Annotated in this window: 17 protein-coding genes and 1 pseudogene; 8 read left to right on the top strand and 10 right to left on the bottom strand. The window is 64.6% G+C overall.

Annotated elements, in window-relative coordinates:
- Window positions 1-5 precede the first annotated feature (5 nt).
- The 8 genes from metK to IN820_RS07525 all read left to right on the top strand — a co-directional run bounded on the left by metK (window position 6) and on the right by IN820_RS07525 (window position 8,080).
- A complete protein-coding gene (gene metK / locus IN820_RS07560; RefSeq protein ID WP_193680388.1) occupies window positions 6-1,196 on the top strand; it encodes a methionine adenosyltransferase in 1,191 nt (396 codons plus the stop codon).
- 515 nt (window positions 1,197-1,711) lie between these two features.
- A complete protein-coding gene (locus IN820_RS07555) occupies window positions 1,712-2,965 on the top strand; it encodes an aromatic ring-hydroxylating oxygenase subunit alpha (protein WP_193680387.1) in 1,254 nt (417 codons plus the stop codon).
- A 9-nt stretch (window positions 2,966-2,974) separates the two neighbouring features.
- On the top strand, window positions 2,975-3,457 hold the full coding sequence (locus IN820_RS07550) for an aromatic-ring-hydroxylating dioxygenase subunit beta (protein WP_193680386.1): 483 nt from the start codon (window positions 2,975-2,977) through the stop codon (window positions 3,455-3,457).
- A gap of 25 nt (window positions 3,458-3,482) precedes the next feature.
- Window positions 3,483-4,199 (top strand): ribonuclease activity regulator RraA, encoded by a 717-nt coding sequence (locus IN820_RS07545; RefSeq protein WP_193680385.1) that lies wholly within the window; start codon window positions 3,483-3,485, stop codon window positions 4,197-4,199.
- Window positions 4,189-4,386, top strand: coding sequence for a hypothetical protein (locus IN820_RS07540; protein WP_193680384.1), 198 nt, complete (start codon window positions 4,189-4,191; stop codon window positions 4,384-4,386). Before IN820_RS07545 ends, IN820_RS07540 begins: the two co-directional genes overlap by 11 nt.
- Window positions 4,376-5,752 (top strand): amidase, encoded by a 1,377-nt coding sequence (locus tag IN820_RS07535; protein ID WP_193680383.1) that lies wholly within the window; start codon window positions 4,376-4,378, stop codon window positions 5,750-5,752. Before IN820_RS07540 ends, IN820_RS07535 begins: the two co-directional genes overlap by 11 nt.
- Before the next feature lie 275 nt (window positions 5,753-6,027).
- Entirely contained in the window at window positions 6,028-6,843 is an 816-nt protein-coding gene (locus IN820_RS07530) for a TauD/TfdA dioxygenase family protein (RefSeq protein WP_193680382.1), read from the top strand.
- Between the two features lie 241 nt (window positions 6,844-7,084).
- The gene (locus tag IN820_RS07525; RefSeq protein WP_193680381.1) at window positions 7,085-8,080 is read left to right on the top strand and encodes a LysR family transcriptional regulator; all 996 of its coding nucleotides are present in this window, start codon (window positions 7,085-7,087) and stop codon (window positions 8,078-8,080) included.
- A 90-nt stretch (window positions 8,081-8,170) separates the two neighbouring features.
- Here the strand turns inward: IN820_RS07525 and IN820_RS07520 are convergent, their stop codons facing one another.
- From IN820_RS07520 to IN820_RS07475, 10 genes and pseudogenes are all read right to left on the bottom strand, one after another.
- Entirely contained in the window at window positions 8,171-9,115 is a 945-nt protein-coding gene (locus tag IN820_RS07520; protein ID WP_193680380.1) for a PDR/VanB family oxidoreductase, read from the bottom strand.
- 59 nt (window positions 9,116-9,174) lie between these two features.
- Window positions 9,175-10,575, bottom strand: coding sequence for an MDR family MFS transporter (locus IN820_RS07515; RefSeq protein WP_193680432.1), 1,401 nt, complete (start codon window positions 10,573-10,575; stop codon window positions 9,175-9,177).
- Between the two features lie 120 nt (window positions 10,576-10,695).
- Complete coding sequence (locus IN820_RS07510; protein WP_193680379.1) at window positions 10,696-13,188, bottom strand: TonB-dependent siderophore receptor; 2,493 nt, start codon at window positions 13,186-13,188, stop codon at window positions 10,696-10,698.
- A gap of 681 nt (window positions 13,189-13,869) precedes the next feature.
- Window positions 13,870-14,595, bottom strand: a complete 726-nt coding sequence (locus tag IN820_RS07505) for an energy transducer TonB (protein ID WP_193680378.1) — start codon at window positions 14,593-14,595, stop codon at window positions 13,870-13,872.
- A complete protein-coding gene (locus tag IN820_RS07500) occupies window positions 14,595-14,999 on the bottom strand; it encodes an ExbD/TolR family protein (protein WP_193680377.1) in 405 nt (134 codons plus the stop codon). The genes IN820_RS07505 and IN820_RS07500 overlap by 1 nt, the downstream gene beginning before the upstream one ends.
- Before the next feature lie 27 nt (window positions 15,000-15,026).
- Window positions 15,027-15,641 carry a MotA/TolQ/ExbB proton channel family protein gene (locus tag IN820_RS07495; protein ID WP_193680376.1) on the bottom strand — a complete coding sequence of 205 codons (615 nt, stop codon included), beginning with the start codon at window positions 15,639-15,641 and terminating at the stop codon, window positions 15,027-15,029.
- 270 nt (window positions 15,642-15,911) lie between these two features.
- The gene (locus tag IN820_RS07490; protein ID WP_193680375.1) at window positions 15,912-16,679 is read right to left on the bottom strand and encodes an ABC transporter permease; all 768 of its coding nucleotides are present in this window, start codon (window positions 16,677-16,679) and stop codon (window positions 15,912-15,914) included.
- The gene (locus IN820_RS07485; protein ID WP_235989095.1) at window positions 16,679-17,551 is read right to left on the bottom strand and encodes an ABC transporter ATP-binding protein; all 873 of its coding nucleotides are present in this window, start codon (window positions 17,549-17,551) and stop codon (window positions 16,679-16,681) included. The genes IN820_RS07490 and IN820_RS07485 overlap by 1 nt, the downstream gene beginning before the upstream one ends.
- Window positions 17,552-17,758: 207 nt before the next feature.
- A complete protein-coding gene (locus IN820_RS07480; RefSeq protein ID WP_193680374.1) occupies window positions 17,759-18,778 on the bottom strand; it encodes an ABC transporter substrate-binding protein in 1,020 nt (339 codons plus the stop codon).
- Between the two features lie 250 nt (window positions 18,779-19,028).
- Window positions 19,029-20,088 (bottom strand): annotated as a pseudogene (locus IN820_RS07475) (ISL3 family transposase).
- Window positions 20,089-20,165 lie beyond the last annotated feature (77 nt).

Raw genomic sequence — 20,165 nt, 5'->3', positions numbered from 1 at the left:
GATAGATGAGCGAATATTCGATTTTCACCTCCGAGTCCGTGTCCGAAGGGCATCCGGACAAGATCGCCGACCAGATCTCCGATGCGGTGCTGGACGCCATCATCGCCGAGGACAAGCACGCCCGCGTGGCCTGCGAGACCCTGGTCAAGACCGGTGTGGCGATCGTCGCCGGCGAAGTCACCACCTCCGCCTGGGTCGACCTGGAGCAACTGGTGCGCGACGTCATCGTCGACATCGGCTACAACAGCTCGGAAGTCGGCTTCGATGGCGCCACCTGCGGCATCATCAACATCATCGGCAAGCAGTCGGTGGACATCGCCCAGGGCGTCGACCGTTCGCGGCCGGAAGACCAGGGCGCCGGCGACCAGGGCCTGATGTTCGGCTACGCCAGCAACGAGACCGACGTCCTGATGCCGGCGCCGATCCGCTTCTCCCACGCGCTGGTCGAGCGCCAGGCCGAGGCGCGCAAGAACGGCCTGTTGCCGTGGCTGCGCCCGGACGCCAAGAGCCAGGTCACCTGCCGCTACGAGAACGGCAAGGTCGCCGGTATCGACGCCGTCGTGCTCTCCACCCAGCACAACCCGGAAGTCAAGCAGAGCGACCTGCGCGAAGCGGTGATGGAACTGGTCATCAAGCACTGCCTGCCGGCCGAGCTGCTGCACAAGGACACCCAGTACCACATCAACCCAACCGGTCAGTTCGTCATCGGCGGCCCGGTGGGCGACTGCGGCCTGACCGGCCGCAAGATCATCGTCGACACCTATGGCGGCATGGCCCGTCACGGCGGCGGCGCCTTCTCCGGCAAGGACCCGTCCAAGGTCGACCGTTCGGCCGCCTACGCCGGCCGCTACGTGGCCAAGAACATCGTCGCCGCGGGCCTGGCCGACCGTTGCGAAATCCAGGTGTCCTACGCCATCGGCGTGGCGCTGCCGACCTCGATCTCGATCAACACCTTCGGCACCGGCAAGCTCGGCGACGACAAGATCATCGAACTGGTCCGCGAGCATTTCGACCTGCGTCCGTACGCGATCACCACCATGCTCGACCTGCTGCACCCGATGTACAAGGCCACCGCGGCCTACGGCCACTTCGGTCGCACCCCCTACGAGATGACGGTCGGTGGCGACACCTTCACCGCCTTCACCTGGGAGCGCACCGACAAGGCCGACGCCCTGCGCGCTGCCGCAGGCCTGTAAGGCGGCTGCAAGCAAGCGTAGGGTGGATGTCGCTTTTTACATCCACCGTGCTCCGCTCGTCGGGTCGGTGAAGCGTGACCCGACCTACAGCCAGCGTAGGGTGGATGTCGTCTTTCACATCCACCGTGACTCCTGCTTTTACTTGCAGCTTGTGGCCTGAAGCTCACCGCTGCTTTTGATGAGGCCCCGCCGGCGCAAGCCGAGCGGGGCTTCTCGTTCCAAGACTGTACGAGTTGGGCATGTGCCATGGGGCTGTTCCCGTTTCACATGGGCAGCCACCGAAGCTCGACCTCGAAAAAGAGCGCTGGCTGAGCCCGCCAGCGCCCCTTCTTCACGCGTTGTCTCATGGACCGACGCCCTTCAGCCCTGCGTGGCGAAAACCTCGCCGACGTATTTTTCGCGGCAGCGCGAGCATATTTTGATGTTTGAACATCGCCCCTGCGGCCGTATTTTAGACCCACACAAGGCATGCTCAAGACAGCCTTCCGCGTGCAGTCTAAAGATAGGAAGCAGCATTGAAAAACTCAGAAAACCCATTGCCGGTAACCTGGCCTGAAGAAGGGGTACGGCGCATTCCCTATGCCGTCTACTCGGAGCCGGAAGTCTTCGAGCACGAACAGAAGGCGATCTTCCGCGGGCCGATCTGGCACTTCCTCGGTCTCGAGGTGCAGATACCCGAAGCCGGCTGCTACGTCACCGCGCAGGTTGGCGAAGTGCCGGTGATCGTCGTGCGCAACGACGAGGGCGAGGTCCAGGCGATGGTCAACCGTTGCTCGCACAAGGGCACGCCGCTGGTCTACACGCCGCAGGGCAAGACCAAGCGCTTCATGTGCATCTACCACAACTGGTGCTTCAACCTGAACGGCAAGATGACCGCCGCCGCCTTCGAGCGCGGCGTGCGCGGCAAGGGCGGCATGGCCGACACCTTCAAGAAGGAAGACAACGGCCTGCAGCGCCTGCGCGTGCACGTGCAGAACGGCCTGATCTTCGGCACCTTCAGTGACGAGACGCCGCCTTTCGAGGAGTACGTCGGCCCCGAGCTGATCGCCAACATGCAGCGCGTCTGCGGCAAGCCGCTGCGCGTGCTCGGCACCTACAGCCAGAAGCTGCCGTCGAACTGGAAACTGTACATCGAGAACGTCAAGGACCCCTACCACGCCTCCATCCTGCATGCCTTCAACGGCGTGATGAAACAGGACCGGCTGACCATGGAAGGCGGCATCACCATGGGCACCAACGGCTGGTCGCACATCAGCTGGTCGAAGATGAAATTCGAGACCGGCGGCGAAGTGTATGAAGAGGCCGAGATGCGTTCGGCGGAAATCAGCGCCTACGGTTTCGGCCTGCGCGACAAGTCGATGACCGACGTCTGGGACGACTTCGGCGACAGCGTCTCGATGACCATCCACACGGTGTTCCCCAACTTCGTCCTGCAGCAGCTGCGCAACTGCCTGGCGCTGCGCACCATCGTGCCGGTCGGCACGCACGAGTCGGAGCTGCGCTGGATCGCCTTCGGCTACCAGGACGACGACGAGCGCAAGCTCAACGGGCGCCTCAAGCAATCCAACATGATGGGCCCGGCCGGGCTGATCGCCATGGAGGACGGCATGATCGGCGGCCTGGTGCAGCAGGGCATCGCCGGCAGCCTGGACAAGGCGGCGGTGATCGAGATGGGCGGCCACGGGATCGAACCGATCCCCGGTTCGCGGGTTTCCGAAGGGAGCGTGCGCGGTTTCTGGACCGGCTATCGCGCGTTGATGGGGCTGTAAGGAATGAACATGAGCAACGTGATGGAGCGGATCACCGTGGCCCAGGCCCGGCAACTGATCGCCGACTACACCTACACCATCGACGACGGCGTGCTGTCGGACTGGCCGACCTACTTCACCGAGCCGTGCATCTACCGCATCACCACACGGCAGAACGAAGAGATGATCATGCCGCTGTCGATCATGCTCTGCGATAACCAGGCGATGCTCTACGACCGCGTCGAGGCGATCGAGAAGGCCAACATCTTCGAGCCGCACTATTACCGCCACGTGCTCTCCGACTCCAAGGTGCTGGAGATGGACGACGAGTCGATCCGCATGGAAACCAGCTTCACCTGCGTGCGCACCATGCTCGACGGCCGCGTCACGCTGTTCGCCAGCGGGCGCTACTCCGACCACATCGTGCTGGAAGAAGGCCGCTGCCTGTTCCGCACGCGCAAGGTGGTGCTCGACTCGTCCAAGGTCGACACGCTGATCGCCATCCCGCTATGAGCGGCGTGATCCGGGAGGCTGGCGCATGGCGCTGAGCGAAGAGAACCGCCTGCGCCTGGCGCAGGTGAACATTTCCACCCTGAGCACCTGCCTGTATCGCGCCGGCGTGCGCCGTGCCGTGCCCAGCGGCATCGCGCCGCTGGCCAAGGGCCAACCGCGGATGGTCGGCCCCGCCTACACGCTGCGTTTCGTGCCGATGCGCGACGACGTCGGCGGCATGAGCAGCTACGGCGGCGCCAGCAACATTCACCAGCGCGCGTTCGAGGAATGTCCGCCGGGCAGCGTGCTGGTGATGGACACCCGCGGCGAGACGCGCGCCTGTTCCTGCGGCGACCTGCTGATCGGCCGGCTGAAGGCCCGCGGCTGCGCCGGCATCGTCAGCGACGGCGGTTTTCGCGACACCGCGCAGATCGAGAAGCTGGGTTTCCCGGCCTACCAGCGCTGTGCGGTGCCGGCACCGAGTTTCGGCTTTCTGCAGGCGGTGGAAATCGACGTGCCGGTGGGTTGCGCGGACGTCGCCATCTACCCCGGCGACATCATCGTCGGCGACAGCGAAGGCGTGGTGGTGATTCCGCTGGCGATGGCCGACGAAATCGCCGAACAGGCCTGGGAACAGACCCGCTACGAAGTCTTCGCCGCCGCCGAAGTGGCGAGCGGGCGCAGCATCATCGGCCTGTACCCGGCCACCGAACGGTCGCGCGCGGAATTCCGCGCCTGGCAGGACGCCCGCGATGGTGCCTGACGACGACACGCAGACCGCCGATGAACGCTGGCTCTGCGCGGTGCTGCAGCGCCAGGGTCTGGAGGTGGAGCCGGCGCGCCTCGCCGAGCTGGCCCGCGCCCAGGCCTTGCTGGCGCGCTACACCGAGTTCCTGCGCCAGGCCAGCCCGGTGTCCGTGAGGCACCTGGGGCAGCCGCATGATGCCTGAAGCGGACGGCGATACGCCGGGCCTGGCGCAAGCCGCGCGGGCGCTGCGCGCAGGCTCGCTGTCGTCGCTGGAATTGACCCGTCATTGCCTGGCGCGCATCGCCGAGCTGGACCCCGGCCTCAACGCCTTCGTCACCCTCACCGAGGAACGCGCCCTGGCCGCCGCCCGCCAGGCCGACGAGGAACTGCGCGCAGGCCATCGACGCGGCCCGTTGCACGGCATCCCACTCGGCCTGAAGGACGTGATCGACCTGGCCGGCGTACCCACCAGCGGCCAGTCCAGCCAGTTGCACGGCCATGTGCCGATGCGCAACGCCGCCGCCGTCGACCGCCTTGAGCAGGCCGGCGCGGTACTGATGGGCAAGCTCACCACCCACGAATTCGCCTTCGGCCCGCCACGCTGGGGACCGCCCGGCCCGCCGGCGCGCAACCCCTGGCATGCCGCGCATTTCGCCGGAGGTTCATCGAGTGGCGCCGCGGTGGCCGTGGCCAGCGGCATGCTGCTCGGCGCCCTGGGCAGCGACAGCGCCGGCTCGGTACGCAGCCCGGCCGCCCTCTGCGGAGTGGCCGGATTCAAACCGACGCGCGCGCGCATCGACCTGCGCGGCAGCCTGCCGCTGGCGCCGAGCCTGGATTGCCTGGGGCCGCTGGCGCGCAGCGTCGAGGACTGCGCCCTGCTCTACCGCGCGCTGGCGCAACCGGGTGAGGACTTCTGGCGCGCCGACGAGTTGCCCTGGGGCGAGATCAGGGGGCTGAAGATCGGCGTGGTGCGCAGTTTTCTCGACGAACGCTCCGGCACCTCCGCGCCGACCCGCACCGCCATCGGGGACGCCATCGCCACCTTCGAAGCGCTCGGTTGCGAGGTGCGCGACGTCAGCCTGCCCGCGCCCTGGGAATGGAACGCCGCCGGCATGGTGATCCTGCTCGGCGAGGCCTTCGCCTACCACGAACACTGGCTGCGCAGCCGACCGCAGCACTACGGTGCGGGACTGCGTGACGCTCTGCTGCTCGGCGCCACCCTGAGCGCGGCGGATTATTGCCGCGCGCAGGAACACCGCCAGGCATTGAGTTCGAACCTGGATGCGCTGCTGGAGGACGTCGACCTGCTGCTCTGCCCGATCCAGGCCAGCGCGGCGCCGCCGCTGGACCAGCTGACGACCTGGGGTTTTCTGGAGAAACCCAGCTACGGCATCGCCTTCAACCTCAGCGACAACCCGGCGCTGTCGGTCTGCTGCGGCTTCGGTCCGCAGGGCCTGCCGCTGGCCCTGCAACTGGTCGGCCGACGCAACGACGAGATCACCCCGCTGCGTGCCGGGCATGCCTACGAACAGGCCTGCGAATGGCACCGGCGGCGTCCGCCGTTATAACGACCGACTAATTGAACGAAGACCGGAAAATGCAAATAACCGGATACGGGAAAGTTGCGCCTCGACAATTAACCCGCCGGGTTTCTGCAACTTACGAATACACCGCCAAAAATTTACCGGACGGCAACTAAATTCTCTGCCTCCGGCCATGTTCTGCAAACATTCGAATAGCCATAAACTGCGGGCACAACCGTTAGATCCGCCACACCGCCAACCGTCATTCGCCGCCCTTACTTCGCGGCGGCCCGCTACAAACAGCAAGGGAAAAATAACCCATGAGTTATCAGAATATCCGCGTGCTCCCTACCACCCCGCATATCGGCGCCGAGATTCACGATATCGACCTGACCCAGCCGCTTTCCCCTGCCGTGGTCAAGGAACTGCACGAGGCGCTGGCTGAATTCCAGGTGATCTTCTTCCGCAACCAGCCGATCAGCCTGACCGACCACGAAGCGCTGGCGACCCACTTCGGCGAGATGCACATCCACGTCGGCCCCGCCACCGAGAGCAAGCCGATTCCGGAAAACCCGGCGATCCGCATCCTCCACTTCGACAAGACCTCGAAGAAAGTCGCCGGCGAAGAATGGCACTCGGACCAGACCTGCGCAGCCATTCCGCCGATGGGCAGCATCCTGCACATCGTGCAGAGCGCGCCGAACGGCGGTGGCGCGACCTGCTTCGCCAGCATGTACGCGGCCTACGACGCGCTGTCGCCGCTGATGAAGTCCTACCTCGAAGGTCTCACCGCGACCCACGACGGGCGCCGCGTGTTCGGCCCCGACGCGCCGGTGAACTCCCACCCGATCATCGCCCAGCATCCGGTCACCGGGCGCCGGCTGATCTTCGTCAACAAGGCCATGACTTCGCACATCGACGGCCTGCCGCGCGACGAAAGCGACGCGATCCTTACCTTCCTCTATGCCCATTGCCAGAAGCCGGAGTTCCACGTGCGCTTCCAGTGGCAGGACCATTCCATCGCCTTCTGGGACAACCGCTGCACCCAGCACAAGGCGATCTGGGACTACTACCCGAACGTGCGTTCCGGCTACCGCATACAAATCAAAGGCAGCGCCGGCCCGGTCATGGCCTGAGGCGCCGCACCGTTCGCGCCCGTTGCACTGCGTCGGCGAACGGGCAGCTTTCCCTCCCGATGGATAGCAACTGGCCTACTAACTGCATAATGCCTCTGCAACCATGAAAAGAGGTTGTCAGGACTGAACCAGGTCAAAGGATTGCGCAGTAGTGGTGCAGTGTTGAACGGAGCGACCGCATATCACGCGTGCCGAGCCGTTGCTGTTCGCTATTCATCCACCGATGTTGGCAGGTCGCATCATGACGCTCGGTCTTCTTCCGCATTTCGTCAACACGGCCGCCTTGCGTTACTTCTATGAAGTGGCACGGCACGGCTCGTTCAAGGTCACCGAAGAAAAGATTCACATCGCTGCCTCGGCCATTCGCCGGCAGATCCAGTTGCTCGAACAGGAACTCGACACCAAGCTGTTCGTCCGCGACCGTAACGGCCTGCGCCTGACCTCCGCCGGAGAGTCGCTGCTGTACCGAGTCAAACGGGTCATGAAGGAACTCTCCATCGCCCGCTCGGAAATCGACATCCTGCAGGGCGAGCACACCGGCAACGTACGTATCGGCATCAACGAGACGGCAGCGCGGGAGTTCCTCGCCGGCTTCCTCCAGGAATTCCGCGAAGCCTATCCACGGATCACCTTCGAGATCGTCACCGCCAACTCCAACCAGCTCACCGGCATCCTGATGCGCGGCGAGGTGGACATCATCGTCGGCTACGCCCTGGAGTTGCAGAGCGGGTTACAGCAGGTGGTTTCCTACAACCTGCAGACCTGCATCACGGTGCACAGGGAACATCCTCTGGCCAACCGCACCTCGGTCAAGGTCGCCGACCTGGTGGACGAGAACTTCATCATCCCCAGCGGCGAGCAGAACCTGCACCACGTGATCAACGCGGTGTTCTCGCGGGTGGCAGTGAAGCCGATGTTCAGCATCGTCGCCAACTCCTTCGAGTTCATCGCGGTAATGGTCGCCCAGGGCTTGGGTATCGGCTGCCAGGTGCGCCTCTCGGTAGGACCCGACCCGATGCGCCCGGACATCGTCTACGTGCCGATCCGCGACGCCAAGATCAAGTCGGCGATCCTCGCCTGCTACATCCCCGAGGAAGGCACCTCGAACAAGGCCACCCTGCTCTGCCTGGAGTCGCTGCGTACCGCGCTGGATCGCTGGAGCGCCCAGTCCATGGGCAACTGGCAGGAGGACGAGGACGACGACAGCCGGGTGCGCCAGCTGCACGCGATGTCCTGAGGTCATTTTCAATGAGGAGCCGCGCCGCGGTCCCTTGGTAAACAGCTTCGCCGTAGGGTGCGCCGCGCGCACCGCCACCGGCGTCAACTGCTACAGGCCGAGCACCAGTCGCGGGCTCCTGGCGCGCGAGCAGCATGGCGTGAACAGGGTGTTCTCGGCCTGCTCCTCTTCGCTCAGCACCAGGTCGCGGTGGTCGGGAATGCCTTCCAGCACCGGTGTCAGGCAGGCGCCACAGATGCCATGGCAACAGGACACCGGGATCTCGATGCCGGCCTCCTCCAGCACTTCATGCACGCTGCGGTCGGCAGGGATCTGGTAGACCGCGCCGCTGCTGGCGATCTGCACTTCGAAACTGCCGTCATTCGCGGTCGCCGCGGGCAGCGGCGCAGCGAAGTGCTCGCGGTGCAGCTGCGCGTCCGCCCAGCCGAGCGCGCGGGCGCTGTCCAGCACATGCGCCATGAAGCTTTCCGGACCGCAGACGTAGAGGTGGTTGTCGGCCTGTGGCGGGCCGATCAGCCGTGCCACGTCGAAGTCCGCACGGGCGAAGTAGCGCGAGGTGCGCGCACTGAACGGCGCGCTGTCGAGCAGCTCGAGGAAGGCCGCATGGCTCGGAGCCTTGGCCCGGTAATGCAGCTCGAAATCGGCGCCGCTGGCAGCCAGTTCATGGGCCATGCTCAGCAGCGGCGTGATGCCAATCCCCCCGGCCAGCAGCAGGTGCCGACGCGCCTGGGGCTGCAGCGCGAACAGGTTGCGCGGCGCGCCGATGGACAACCCCTGGCCGACCTCGATGCGTTCGTGCAGGGCTCTGGAACCGCCGCGTGAGGCCGGCTCACGGAGCACGGCGATGAGGTAGCGGTGCCGTTCGCGAGGCGAGTTGCACAGCGAATACTGGCGCAGCAGGCCGTCGCCCACTTGCACGTCGATGTGCGCGCCAGCGGCGAACGGCGGCAGTTCGGCGCCGTCGGCGCGGCTCAGCTCGAAGCTGTAGATGCCTTCGGCCTCGCGGCGTTTGGCGGTGATGGTGACCTCGAACATCTCTCTACTCCTCGCCCCGCTGGGCACCTGCACCGGGCAGTACGGCGCACGGGGCGTATTCAAGGGTGGGCCGGCAAACGCCGGTCGGGCAGGAACAACGCGGCGAGCACGCCGGGCACGGCGATCGCGGCGCCGATCAGCAGCTGGTGGCGGAAGGCGGCGGCGATCTGCGACGGCGCCAAGCCGGCGGTCGGGTCGCCCTCGATACCCTGCGCCGGCGCACCGGCCTGCTGCAGCAGCACCAGCAGCAGGCTCGACATCAGCGCCATGCCCAAGGTCCCGCCCAGCGCGCGCAGCAGGCTGGCGGTGCTGGTGGCGACACCCAGGTGGCGCGGTCCCACGGCCATCTGCGAGGCCATCATGCTGGTCGGGTACTGGCAGCCGATGGCGGCCCCGCAGAGCAGCATGCACAGCCCGGAAAGCCAGGCCTCCTGCGGCGCGACCAGCGCCAGGGCGACCATCGCCAGCGGCAGCAGGACGGTGCCGAAGAGCATCTGTGGCTTGTAGCGGCCGAGCCGGCCGACCAGCCGGCCGCTGCAATAGGCGCCCAGGGGCACGCCCGTCACCAGCGGCAGCAGGTGCAGGGCGGCCTGGTCGGCGCCGTGCCCGGTGAGGCTCTGGTAGCGCAGCGGAATCAGCACAGTCAGCGAGATCGCCTGGAAGGTGGCGACGAAGGCCACCACGCCGCTGAGCACCAGGCTGCGCTGGCCGAACAGGTGCAACGGCAGCAGCGGCTCGGCGGCGCGGCGCTCCTGCCAGACGAAGGCCAGCAACAGCGCCACGGCCAGGCCGAACAGCGCCGGCAGCTCGCCACCGCGCCAGGCGGCCGGGCCTTCGCCGGCCTGCGAGATCGCCAGCAGCAGGGCGCTGAGACCGGCGACCAGCAGCGCCGCGCCGAGGTAATCGATGCGCGCCGGATGACGCGGCTGCGGCAGGCCGAGCAGCGCGCGGTTGCTGATCGCCATCGCCAGCAGGCCCAGCGGCAGGTTGATCCAGAACACCCAGCGCCACGACAGGGTGGCGGTGAGCAGACCACCGAGCAGCGGCCCGGTGACGCTGGCGAGGGCGAACATGCCGCTGATGTAGCCCTGGTAGCGGCCGCGTTCGCGCGGCGCCATCAGGTCGCCGATGATCGCCTGGCTGAGGGTGATCAGGCCGCCGGCGCCGAGACCCTGCAGCACGCGGGCGAGGATCAGCTGCTGCATATCCTGGGCCAGTGCGCAGAGGCAGGACGCCAGGGTGAACAAACCGATGGAGGCGAGCAGCAGGCGGCGGCGCCCGTAGAGGTCACCGAGCTTGCCGTACAGCGGCGTGGCGACGGTCATCGCCATCATGTAGCCGGAGACGATCCAGCCGAGGTGGCGGAAGTCGCCGAGTTGGGTGGAAATCGCCGATAGCGAGACGGCGACGATGGTCTGATCCAGCGCGCCGAGAAAGATGGCCAGCATCAGCCCGAACATGATCGGGCGGATGACGGCGGGGTCGGGTGACGCGACGGGAACTGTACTCAAGGAAGGTACCCAGGCCTGCGCCGGCCGGAGCCGGGACACCCCACGGGTGCCCCGGCGGTCAGACGCCGATCAGAACTTGTAGTTGAGCGAAGCGGTGAAGGTACGGCCTTCGGACGGCATCACCAGGACGGAATCGAACAGGTTCGCCGAGGTGAAATACTCCTCGTCGAACAGGTTGTTGACGGTGAACAGGGTGCTCCAGTTCTTGTAGTCGTAGCCGACCGAACCGTTCCACAGGGTGTAGGATGGCAGACGGATCTGCTTCTGGTTGTCCGCCCACTGCGCATCCACCCAGGTGAAGCCGAGGCTGGCATTGAGCCGGCCGATGCCCAGTGGGCGGGTGTAGTTGCCGTACAGGCTGGCCACCCATTCCGGTACACCGCCGCGATCCCACTCGCCGCCGAGGATCGAACCGGAGGCGTCGTAGAAGCGATAACCGTAGAGGGTCGAAGGATCGACGCCCAGCGCCTCGGCGACTGACGCGGTGTTGAGGATGGTGTAGGGATTGCCCTTCTCCTTCACGTGCATCTTGCTGGCCGCGGCGCTCATGGAGAAGCTGCGGTTGATCAGCCAGCGCACTTCGCCTTCGAAGCCGGTGCTGTTGACCAGGATGTCGGTGCCGCTCTGGGCATCGGCATAGCTGCGGTCCTGATCGAACGCCGCCAGGCTGGCGTAGACGCTGCCGTCGGGGCTGGCGTACTTGACGCCCAGCTCACGCAGCTTGGAATCCTGGATCCAGGAACCATTCTGGATGTTCTCCACCGGGATGCCGCCTGCCGAGTTGGTCGCCAGCGAGCTGGACTCGGCATAGGTGAAGTACGGCACGATGCCCCACGGGGTCTTGTAACTCAGGCTGATGTTGAACGAATCGCCGGTGCCGTCATCGCTGTACCAGTCCGGGCTGCCGTTGCCATCAGCATCGCCGATAAGGGTGCCGGCGGAGGACAGCGCCTTCTCCGACGCCTTCACGTCGTAGTGGTCGAAGCGGTAACCGAGGGTCAGGTTCCAATTGCGCCAGTTGAGGTCAGAAACCGCGAAGGCGCCGGTGTTCTTGCTCACCGAGAAGTTCTGCGAGGTGTAGGGGCGCAGGTACTGGCCGTTGCCGAGGGCGACGTTACCTTCATGACCGGCGTCGAAGCTGTCGTTCGGCGTGGCGCCGACCGAGATGTCGCGGCGATCGAAGATTTCGTCGCCGTAGGCTTCGCGGTCGACGCCGTTGTAGTAGCGGTAGTTCGCGCCGAGCACGTTGCTGGCGTTGATCTCGCCCAGGGTCATCGGGAAGCTCAGGCTGAGCTTGTCTTCCCAGACGTAGGAGTCGAACTGGGCGGTAAAGCCGTAGCTGGAGTACTTGTAGTGGTCCATGTCCTCGTAGAAGGCTTGGTTCTTCAGTTCCCAGCCATCGCCGAGGTCGCGGATCAGGTCGAAGTAGGCGGTACGCAGCGTGGTCTCGCCGCGGTCGGCCTTGGTGGTCATGGTCTCGTTGTGGTCGAGCTTGGTGGTGCCCGGATTACTCAGCGAACCGTTGTCCACCGCCGGAAGGCTGCAACCGCCGTAGCCACCTGAGCAAAACACGTCGAGCAGGGCGTTGCCGCTGCCCGGGGGGAAGCCGACGCCCGGCGCGATGCCCTCCCGCACGTCGTCCGGATAGAGCACCGAACCACGGCTGTTGAGGTTCGAGGCCGCCCCGGTGATGTAGGTGCCATGGTCGATCAGATCCTGGGTCACCCGGTTCCAGCCGGCGTTCTGCTGGCGCTCGGCGTCCAGGTACTGGCCGCCGAATTCGGCGCGCAGGTTGTCGCTCAGGTCGAGATCGAAGGCCAGTTGGCCGAGCTGGGACTTCGGCTCGACGTAGTCGTAGTAGCTCTTCGAATCCTCCTGCTCGTAATAGGCGTAGACCCCGCCCTGGCGACCGCCGAGGGTGAACGGCGTGCCGCCTTCGGCATGGGCGATGTACTTGTCGTAGGAGCCGACGGTGATGCCGACTTCGCCGGTGGGTTCCTCGATGTATTTCGAGGTGCCGGACTTGGCCGACTTCGGCGTGAAGTTCATGTAGCCGCCGATCTTGCCGGCACCGAACGCCGGGCTCACCGGGCCGCGCACGATGTCCACCGAGCTGGCCGCGCGGATCGGCGTGGTGTAGTTGCCCGAGTTCTGCACACGCTTCATGCCGCGAAAATAGTTGTCGGCCTCCTCGCCCCGCAGCGAAACCGAACCGGCGACGCCGAAGAACGAGCCGGTGTAGGCACCGGGCGTCATCCGCACCAGGTCGTTGACGTCACGCAGACCGTAGTTCTGGATCAGCTCGGAAGACACTTCGGTCACCGAACGCGGGGTTTCCACCAGCGGCTTGCCGACGCCGAACACGCTGGAACCGGTGTTGCCGGTGCTGGGCATGATGCCGAGGTTGTCCTCGACGCTTTCCTCGACGGTGTAGTCGTCCAGCTTGACGGTGTCGTCGCTGGCGGCGGCGCTTTCCTGGGCCAAGGCGCTGGAACAGAGGAACGGCAACGCCAGGGCTACCGCATAACTAAGTCGCTTATAACGTGGGGTGAAATCGCTCATACAAGGCTCCTGTATAGTTATATGAATTCATTTCTTATACATGCGCCCTGTTCAGTCGAATTCACTGACTGCCAAGTTGGGAATTGTACTTGGTTACATCGCTGCAAGGCTGATCACGATATGTTCGCCGCATCCGGGCGGCGCCCTCGTTTGAGGCAAACCTAAAGGGCTTGGGGGTATTCGTAAATATCAATAAATCAGCGGTACGCCGCGAAAAATTCGCCGATGTCGTACGCGAATGAAACGAGCCTGTTACAGGAAGGGAAAGACGATTAATTAGGTTTGGCGGGACTAATAATTAGTGGCTCGAAGGGGCCAGTCTTTGATTGGCGAACAGCGCCATGCCCGGCTGCGTTTGTAGGGGCGAACTTGTTCGCCTGACCGACAAGCCGAGCCAGGCGAACAAGTTCGCCCCTACAAGAAGCTGGCAGCCTTAGCGCCGTAGGATGGAACCGCCGCAGGCGTTTCCGTCGTTAGCGCGCAACGCTGGGTTACCCGGAACGACCGCGCACGGGCGTGCGGCGGATTACGCCTTCGGCCAATACGCCCTACGGGACTTAGCCGGGACATAAAAAAACCGGCAGCAGATGACCTGCGCCGGGAAAAGGCGGACCTCCGTGTCCTGCTGTAGCACGATGAAAGCGAGGGTGGCGACCGCGCCCGGGCGGGCGCGGTAGGCGGTCACTGGATGCTGATCTGCTTGAGACCGAACCTGATGGTCTGCTGGGCATGCTGCTCGACGGCGACGCCATCGACGGTGCGTGGCTGGAATTTCCAGTTCTTCACCGCGTCCACCGCCGCCGAGTCGAACAACCGCGGCGGCCTGGAGGACAGCACCCTGACGCTGGCGACCGAACCGTCCGGACGAATCAGCAGCTCCAGCGTCACCTGCCCTTCGATCTTCGCCTGCCGCGCCTGCCGTGGATAAACCGGCACGCTCCGCGACAGGGCCACGGCGTCCTTGCTCGCCCTGGGTGCCGGTGGAGGCGGCGGCGGAGGGGATGGCGGCGGCACCGGCGGCGGTACGGGCGCTGGCGCAACCGGCGGCTGTGGCTTGGGCACCGGCTTGGGCGGCTCGACCTGCTTCGGTGGTGGCGGCTTCTTCGGCGGTGGTGGCGCAACCGGCGGCGGAGGTGGAGGCGGTGGTGGAGGCGGCGGCGGCTCCGGGGGTGGCGGTGGCGGCGGCGCTGGCGGCGGAATCTCCACCATGCTCACCCGGGTCACCTGCGGCGGTTCTTCCTGTGGCGCCGGCTTGAGCTCGATGAGGGCGAAGGCGGCAATCGCCAGCGCCACCAGCAGCGCCGCGCCGCCGAGCGCCAGTGGCATCGGCAGGTGGTGGTGCTCATGGCGGTCTTCCGCGGCCCAGAGCGCACCGCTGCGAACCGTTGACTGTCTGTTCTCGCCCATCACTTTTGCGTCGCCAGGCCGATGGCGCTGATCCCGGCGCCACGCACCAGGTCCATCGCGTGGATGACGCTTTCGTACTGGCTGCCGCGGTCGCCGGCGATCACCACGTCGAGCTTGCCGGTCTGCTGCATCTCGGCCAGCTTGGCGCCGAGTTGGGCGTCATCCATCAGCGCGCCGTCCACGTAGAGACCGCCGTCGACGGACACGCCGATGTTGAGGGTGACTGATTCGATCGGGTCCTGGGACGAGGATTGCGGCAGGTCCAGGGTGATGCCTGCGCCCTGGATCATCTCAAGCATGATCAACACGAAGAACACCAGCAGGAACATCATCACATCGATCATCGGAATGATCTCGATGCGCGCGTGCTGCTCCGAGCCTAAGTATGAGGATTTCTTGGCCATGGGAAACTTCTCCGCTGCGGCGTGGGCTCAGAAAGTCGCGAAGCGGCTGACCAGCATCGACTTGATCAGCTCCATCTGGTTGACGACCAGGCGGATGCGCTTGTTGAAATAGTTGAGAAACACCACGCAGGTGATGGCAATGCACAGGCCGACGGCGGTGGCCACCAGCGCATGGGCGATCGGTCCGGTCACCGAACTGACCTGCTGCGAGCTGTTGGTGGCGAGCACGCTGAAAACCTGGATCATGTGGATGATGGTGCCGAGCAGGCCGAGCAGCGGCCCGAGAGTGACGCAGGTGTCGAGCACCCAGAGATTGCGGTCCAGGTACGGCACCTGAACCATGATGGTTTCGTCGACCTCGCGCTCCAGCGCCGCCTCGGTCTTGCCGCTGGCCGCCAGCGCCGCCGTCACCAGTTTGCCCTGGGCGGTGCGCCCGTAATGCTCGGCAACCTTCTTCGCGTCCTCCAGATTGCCCTGGGCGACATGTTTCAGGTCGGCATCCAGACTCGCACCGGACTTGATGCTTTTACGAAAGAAGAAGTAGCGCTCGATAATCACCGCAATACCGATGATGAAAATCACCAGCATCAGAGGAATGATGCCCCACGAGTCTTTCGAGTATTGAATAACGGCTTCTAACATGTCTGATCCTTGCGCAGGGCATTAACGGTAAATGTCTGGTCTTGCAGTCCGGCCATACAGTTCAGAGTTGTTCGAAGTTCACCAACCCGTAATTACCAGGCAAAGCGAACTCACACCGACGAACTGAACCGGCATCAAGTTTATTAAGGGCAGTCAGGCGTGTTGTTCGAACCCGGCCATCGGCGACATCGTCAGGTTCGCCGAACCTGAAGTGCCGCCTGTTCTAGAGCAGGCCAAGTCGAATCGATGGCACCAGGGTCATCGCATTCTTTATTTGCCGCGGGTTGCCCAGCGGGTGAAGCGTCCTTCGATCAGCACGCAAGCCTGGTAGGCGAGCACCGCCATCGCGGCGATCACGATCAGCCCGGCGAACACCAACGGCACGTCGAAACGCGACGAGGCCGCCTGCATGAGGAAGCCAATGCCTTCGTTGGAGGCAATGGTTTCCGAGAGCACCGAGCCGACGAAAGCCAGGGTGATGGAGATCTTCAGCGAGGCGAACAGATAGGGCGTCATCCGCGGGATGCCGATCTTGGTCAGGATATCCAGGCGCTTGGCCCCGAGGGAGCGCATCACGTCCTCCATTTCCGGGTCGATGGTGGACAGCCCGGTGGCGACGTTGACGATGATCGGGAACACCGCCAGGGAGAACGCGGTCACCATCGCCGGCACCGCACCGATGCCGAACCAGAGCACGAAGATCGGCACCAGGGCCACCTTCGGCACCGCGTTGAAGGCGATCAGCAGCGGGTAAAAGCCGCGGTAGATCAGCGGCGAGGCGCCGATGGCGAGGCCGAAGAGCATGCCGAAGACCACCGCGAAGGCGAAGCCCAGGCCCGTGGTGTAGAGCGTCTGCAGGGCGTTCGGCCAGATCACGTCGTAGTGATCGATGATCGACCTGGCGATCTCGGTGGGCGCCGGCAGCATCAGGCTGGCGCTGCCCAGCGCCGTGGAAACAATCTGCCAGAGCACCAGCAGCACCAGCGTGGTCACCCAGGGCATGACGTTTTCTATCGAGGATTTCCGGGATTTGCTCATCAGCCGCGCGCCTCGACGATCTTCTCGCGTATGTCATGGACGATTTCGCTGAACAGCGACTCGAAGGTGCAGCTCAGCGCGCGCGGTCGCGGAATGTCGACCTGGCGCTCGAGGATGATCCTACCGGGTCGCTTGCTCAGCACGATCACGCGGTCGGCAAGGAACACCGCCTCGCGCAGGTCGTGGGTGACCAGAATCGTGCTGAAGCGCTGCTTCAGCCAGAGGTTCTGGGTCATCAGCCACAGCTCTTCGCGGGTGAAGGCATCGAGCGCACCGAAGGGCTCGTCGAGCATCAGCAGCTTGGGTTCGTGGACCAGCGCGCGGCAGACGTTGGCGCGCTGCTGCATGCCGCCGGACAGTTCCCAGGGAAACTTGTCGGCGAATTCCAGCAGGCCGACCGTATCCAGCAGGCGTTTGGCCTTCTCGACGTATTCATCGGCGTGCCGGTGAAAACGCTTGCGGTGCGGCTGCACCAGTTCGAAGGGCAGCATCACGTTGCTCAGGGTCGAGCGCCAGGGCAGCAGAGTAGAGTTCTGGAACGCCATGCCGACGCCCGCCACCGGGCCGTTGGCCTTCTTGCCCTGGATGAACACCGCACCACTGTCCGGCGGCAACAGCCCGGTCACCAGCTTCATCAGGGTCGACTTGCCACAGCCGGACGGACCGACCACGGCGACGAACTCGCCTTCGCGGACCTTCAGGTCCAGGCGGTCGATGGCCAGCATCTGGTCGGCCTCGTCACCATAGACCAGGCTGACGTTGCGCAGATCGACGTAGGGTTGTTCCGTGGACGGGGTCGCCACCGGTCCGGGCGGCGCGCTGCCCCCCTCGGCATAGGCGAAGGCGCCCATAGTACGTTCGCTGATACTCAACACCCGATGCTCCTCATCTTTTTGGCATTACCGTCGGCACAATGTGCTGGCGCGCTGATCGGTACAGCACCCGGCTCGGACTGGCATGCCTCTTCTAGTTCGGTCGCAAGGACCGGCACGTGGCTAACAGCATGGTCGGCTCCGCAGGTGGAGCCGGCCGGATCGAGCACCCTGCAATGGTGATGCCCGCTGACTCGGTTGTGCGTATTACGGGGCGCTGACGCTCAGCTCGCTCTGCGGCGGCAGGTAGTCGGCGGTAAAGACCTGACTGGTCAGCGGCCGCTCGACACCCAGGGCTTCGCTGATCTGTTCAATGGAGCGGTTCAGCCGCGCCGGATCGATGTTGCTCAGGCCGCTCTGTTTCACGTGCGGGGTGAGCACCGCGACCTGGGTGGCGAACGCCAGGTGCTCGGCTTCGTAGTCGGCGTCGAGCATCGAGTTGTACGGCTTGAGCGAGGCGATCGCCGCCTTGGGGTCGCTGATGGTGGTCTTGATCCCCACCACCGTGCAGCTGAGGAAGTCGCGCATCTGCTGCGGGTGGGCCTGGGCCCAGGCCGGCTTGGCGATCACCGCGTTGCCCGGCACGTCGACGCCGTACTCGGCGAACGGCATGCTGAAAATCTCCTCCTTCTTCACACCCAGTGCGCGCAGCCCGTTGACCACGGTGAGGAGGTGCCCAGCGGCCGCATCGGCCTGACCGCGAACCACGCTGGCCTGGCGCAGGTTGACCGAGACGTTGATCCAGGAAATCTTCTGCGGATCGATGCCGTTCTCCTTGGCGAAGGCCGGGAACAGCACGCGGCTGGCTTCACCCTGGGTGTCGGCGATGCGCTTGCCTTCCAAGTGCTTGGGCGAGGTGATGCCGGACGACCTGAGCACGTTGACCGACGCCGAGGAGCGGTCGCTGACGATGAAGGTCGCCACCAGCGGGTTGCCCGGGTGCCTGGCGTTATAGGCGACGATACTGCCGAAGTCGGCCACGCCGATGTCGTAGGAGCCCGCCGCCACTTTGCTGATGGTGTCGCCCGAGCCGAACCCGCGATCGATCGACACATCGAGTTTCTTCTCCGGGAAGCAGCCACTGTTGGCGGCTGCCGACCACATCGCCTGGGGACCTTCGAAGGCCCAGTCCAGCACCACCTTGAGCGGCATGTCTTCTGCGAATACCGGCTGGGTCAGGGCAATGCCTAACCCTACTGCCAGAAGTGCTTTCGGTGTGTACTTCATCCTCGACCTCTTGGGCATGGCGACAAGTCAGTCCCAACGGTACTGGCGCACTCCGCGCAGTGTAAAGATGAGATTTTCGGTCATCGTGCGCGAATTTGTCGCTTCCGATGCACCCCTCGCGCTGATGCCCAGCCACCGCGCCTAGCCGACGGCCACGACGAACGGTCCGCGCAACATCCGGCGGATTCGCCCAAGCCCTGTGGCTACAATTTTTTATGGCTTGCCATTCCCGGCGGCCGTCGCTGCGACGTTAAAAAGAGTTCATCGCGCCTTTTCCGGGGAAGGCGGCCTTGATTTTCAGCAAGAAATAGTCCGAGTCCCGGAAGCCGTAGGCCATGCGCTTGATCACCTTGATCCGCCTCTCGCACACTGGGGGCGTACCAGACTTCCTTCAGGGCATCCTTGAGCACATAGACCGTGGCCAGCGGCTGGTTGGCAGCGAGCAGTTCCTGCAGTTGCACGGCTTGTCCCTCCTTGAGATTTTCGCGATTGCGTAGCAGCAGCCAGCGGCTTTGCTTGACGACCTTGCGCGCGGGTTTGTCCTGGCGCAGGAGGTTGGCCTGGTCGACACGGATACGGTCGATCACATCGCGGCCATAGCGCGCCAGCACATGGAATAGGTCGTATACCACTTCGGCCTGTGGGCAATGCTGCTTCACCTCCAGGTCAAAGGCCGTATTCATGTCCATTGCCACAGCCTCGATCTGCTGGCAGTGCTCGCCCAGCAATTCGAAGAACGGGCGAATCGCCTCACGGCTGTTGCCATGCCCGACCCACAACACACGCGTGCGCTCGGCATCCATGATCACCGTGGCATAGCGATGGCCCTTGTGCAGGGCGAACTCATCCATCACCAGACGGCGCACTTCGCCTGGTTCGAAAGCGCCAACCGAGGCCTCCAGGCGGCGCTTGTCCAGCGTCTTGAGGGTGTGCCAATGCAATCCGGTGAGGCGGCTGACGTGGCTGATGGGCAGCAGTTGCAGCAAGCCTTCTAGCCAGACACGCAAGCGCTGAGTCAGGCGCGACGCCGGCTCAAGCCAGTCAATCCGCTCGGTTACCCGCCCACAGCACAGGCAATCGACACGGCGTACCGGCAGTTGAAGCAGGACACGCTGGTCAAGCAGATCGCGATCACGCACCCGGCGAATCCGTCGCTCATGGATCAACGGACAGGCTTGGTTGCAGCGTCCGCATTTGGGGACACAGTCGGCTTGAGGTTCGAGCTCGATCAGTAGGGTGTTATCGGTGGATTGGCGACAAGCGACGACTTCGTAGCCTGGCCAGAAAGCAGCAAGATCAATAGGATGCACGGTGACAGCAGGGTGTGGGGGTTGGGATGTTTGGCGACTGCCAATTTACCCACTTCCCTGACTGTCAACTCGCTTTT

Origin of the sequence: Pseudomonas lopnurensis, from assembly GCF_015070855.1 — a bacterium.
Taxonomy (GTDB): Bacteria; Pseudomonadota; Gammaproteobacteria; order Pseudomonadales; family Pseudomonadaceae; genus Stutzerimonas; species Stutzerimonas lopnurensis.
The sequence above is the reverse complement of the archived record's forward strand: the minus strand, read 5'-3'. Positions and strand labels throughout refer to the sequence as shown.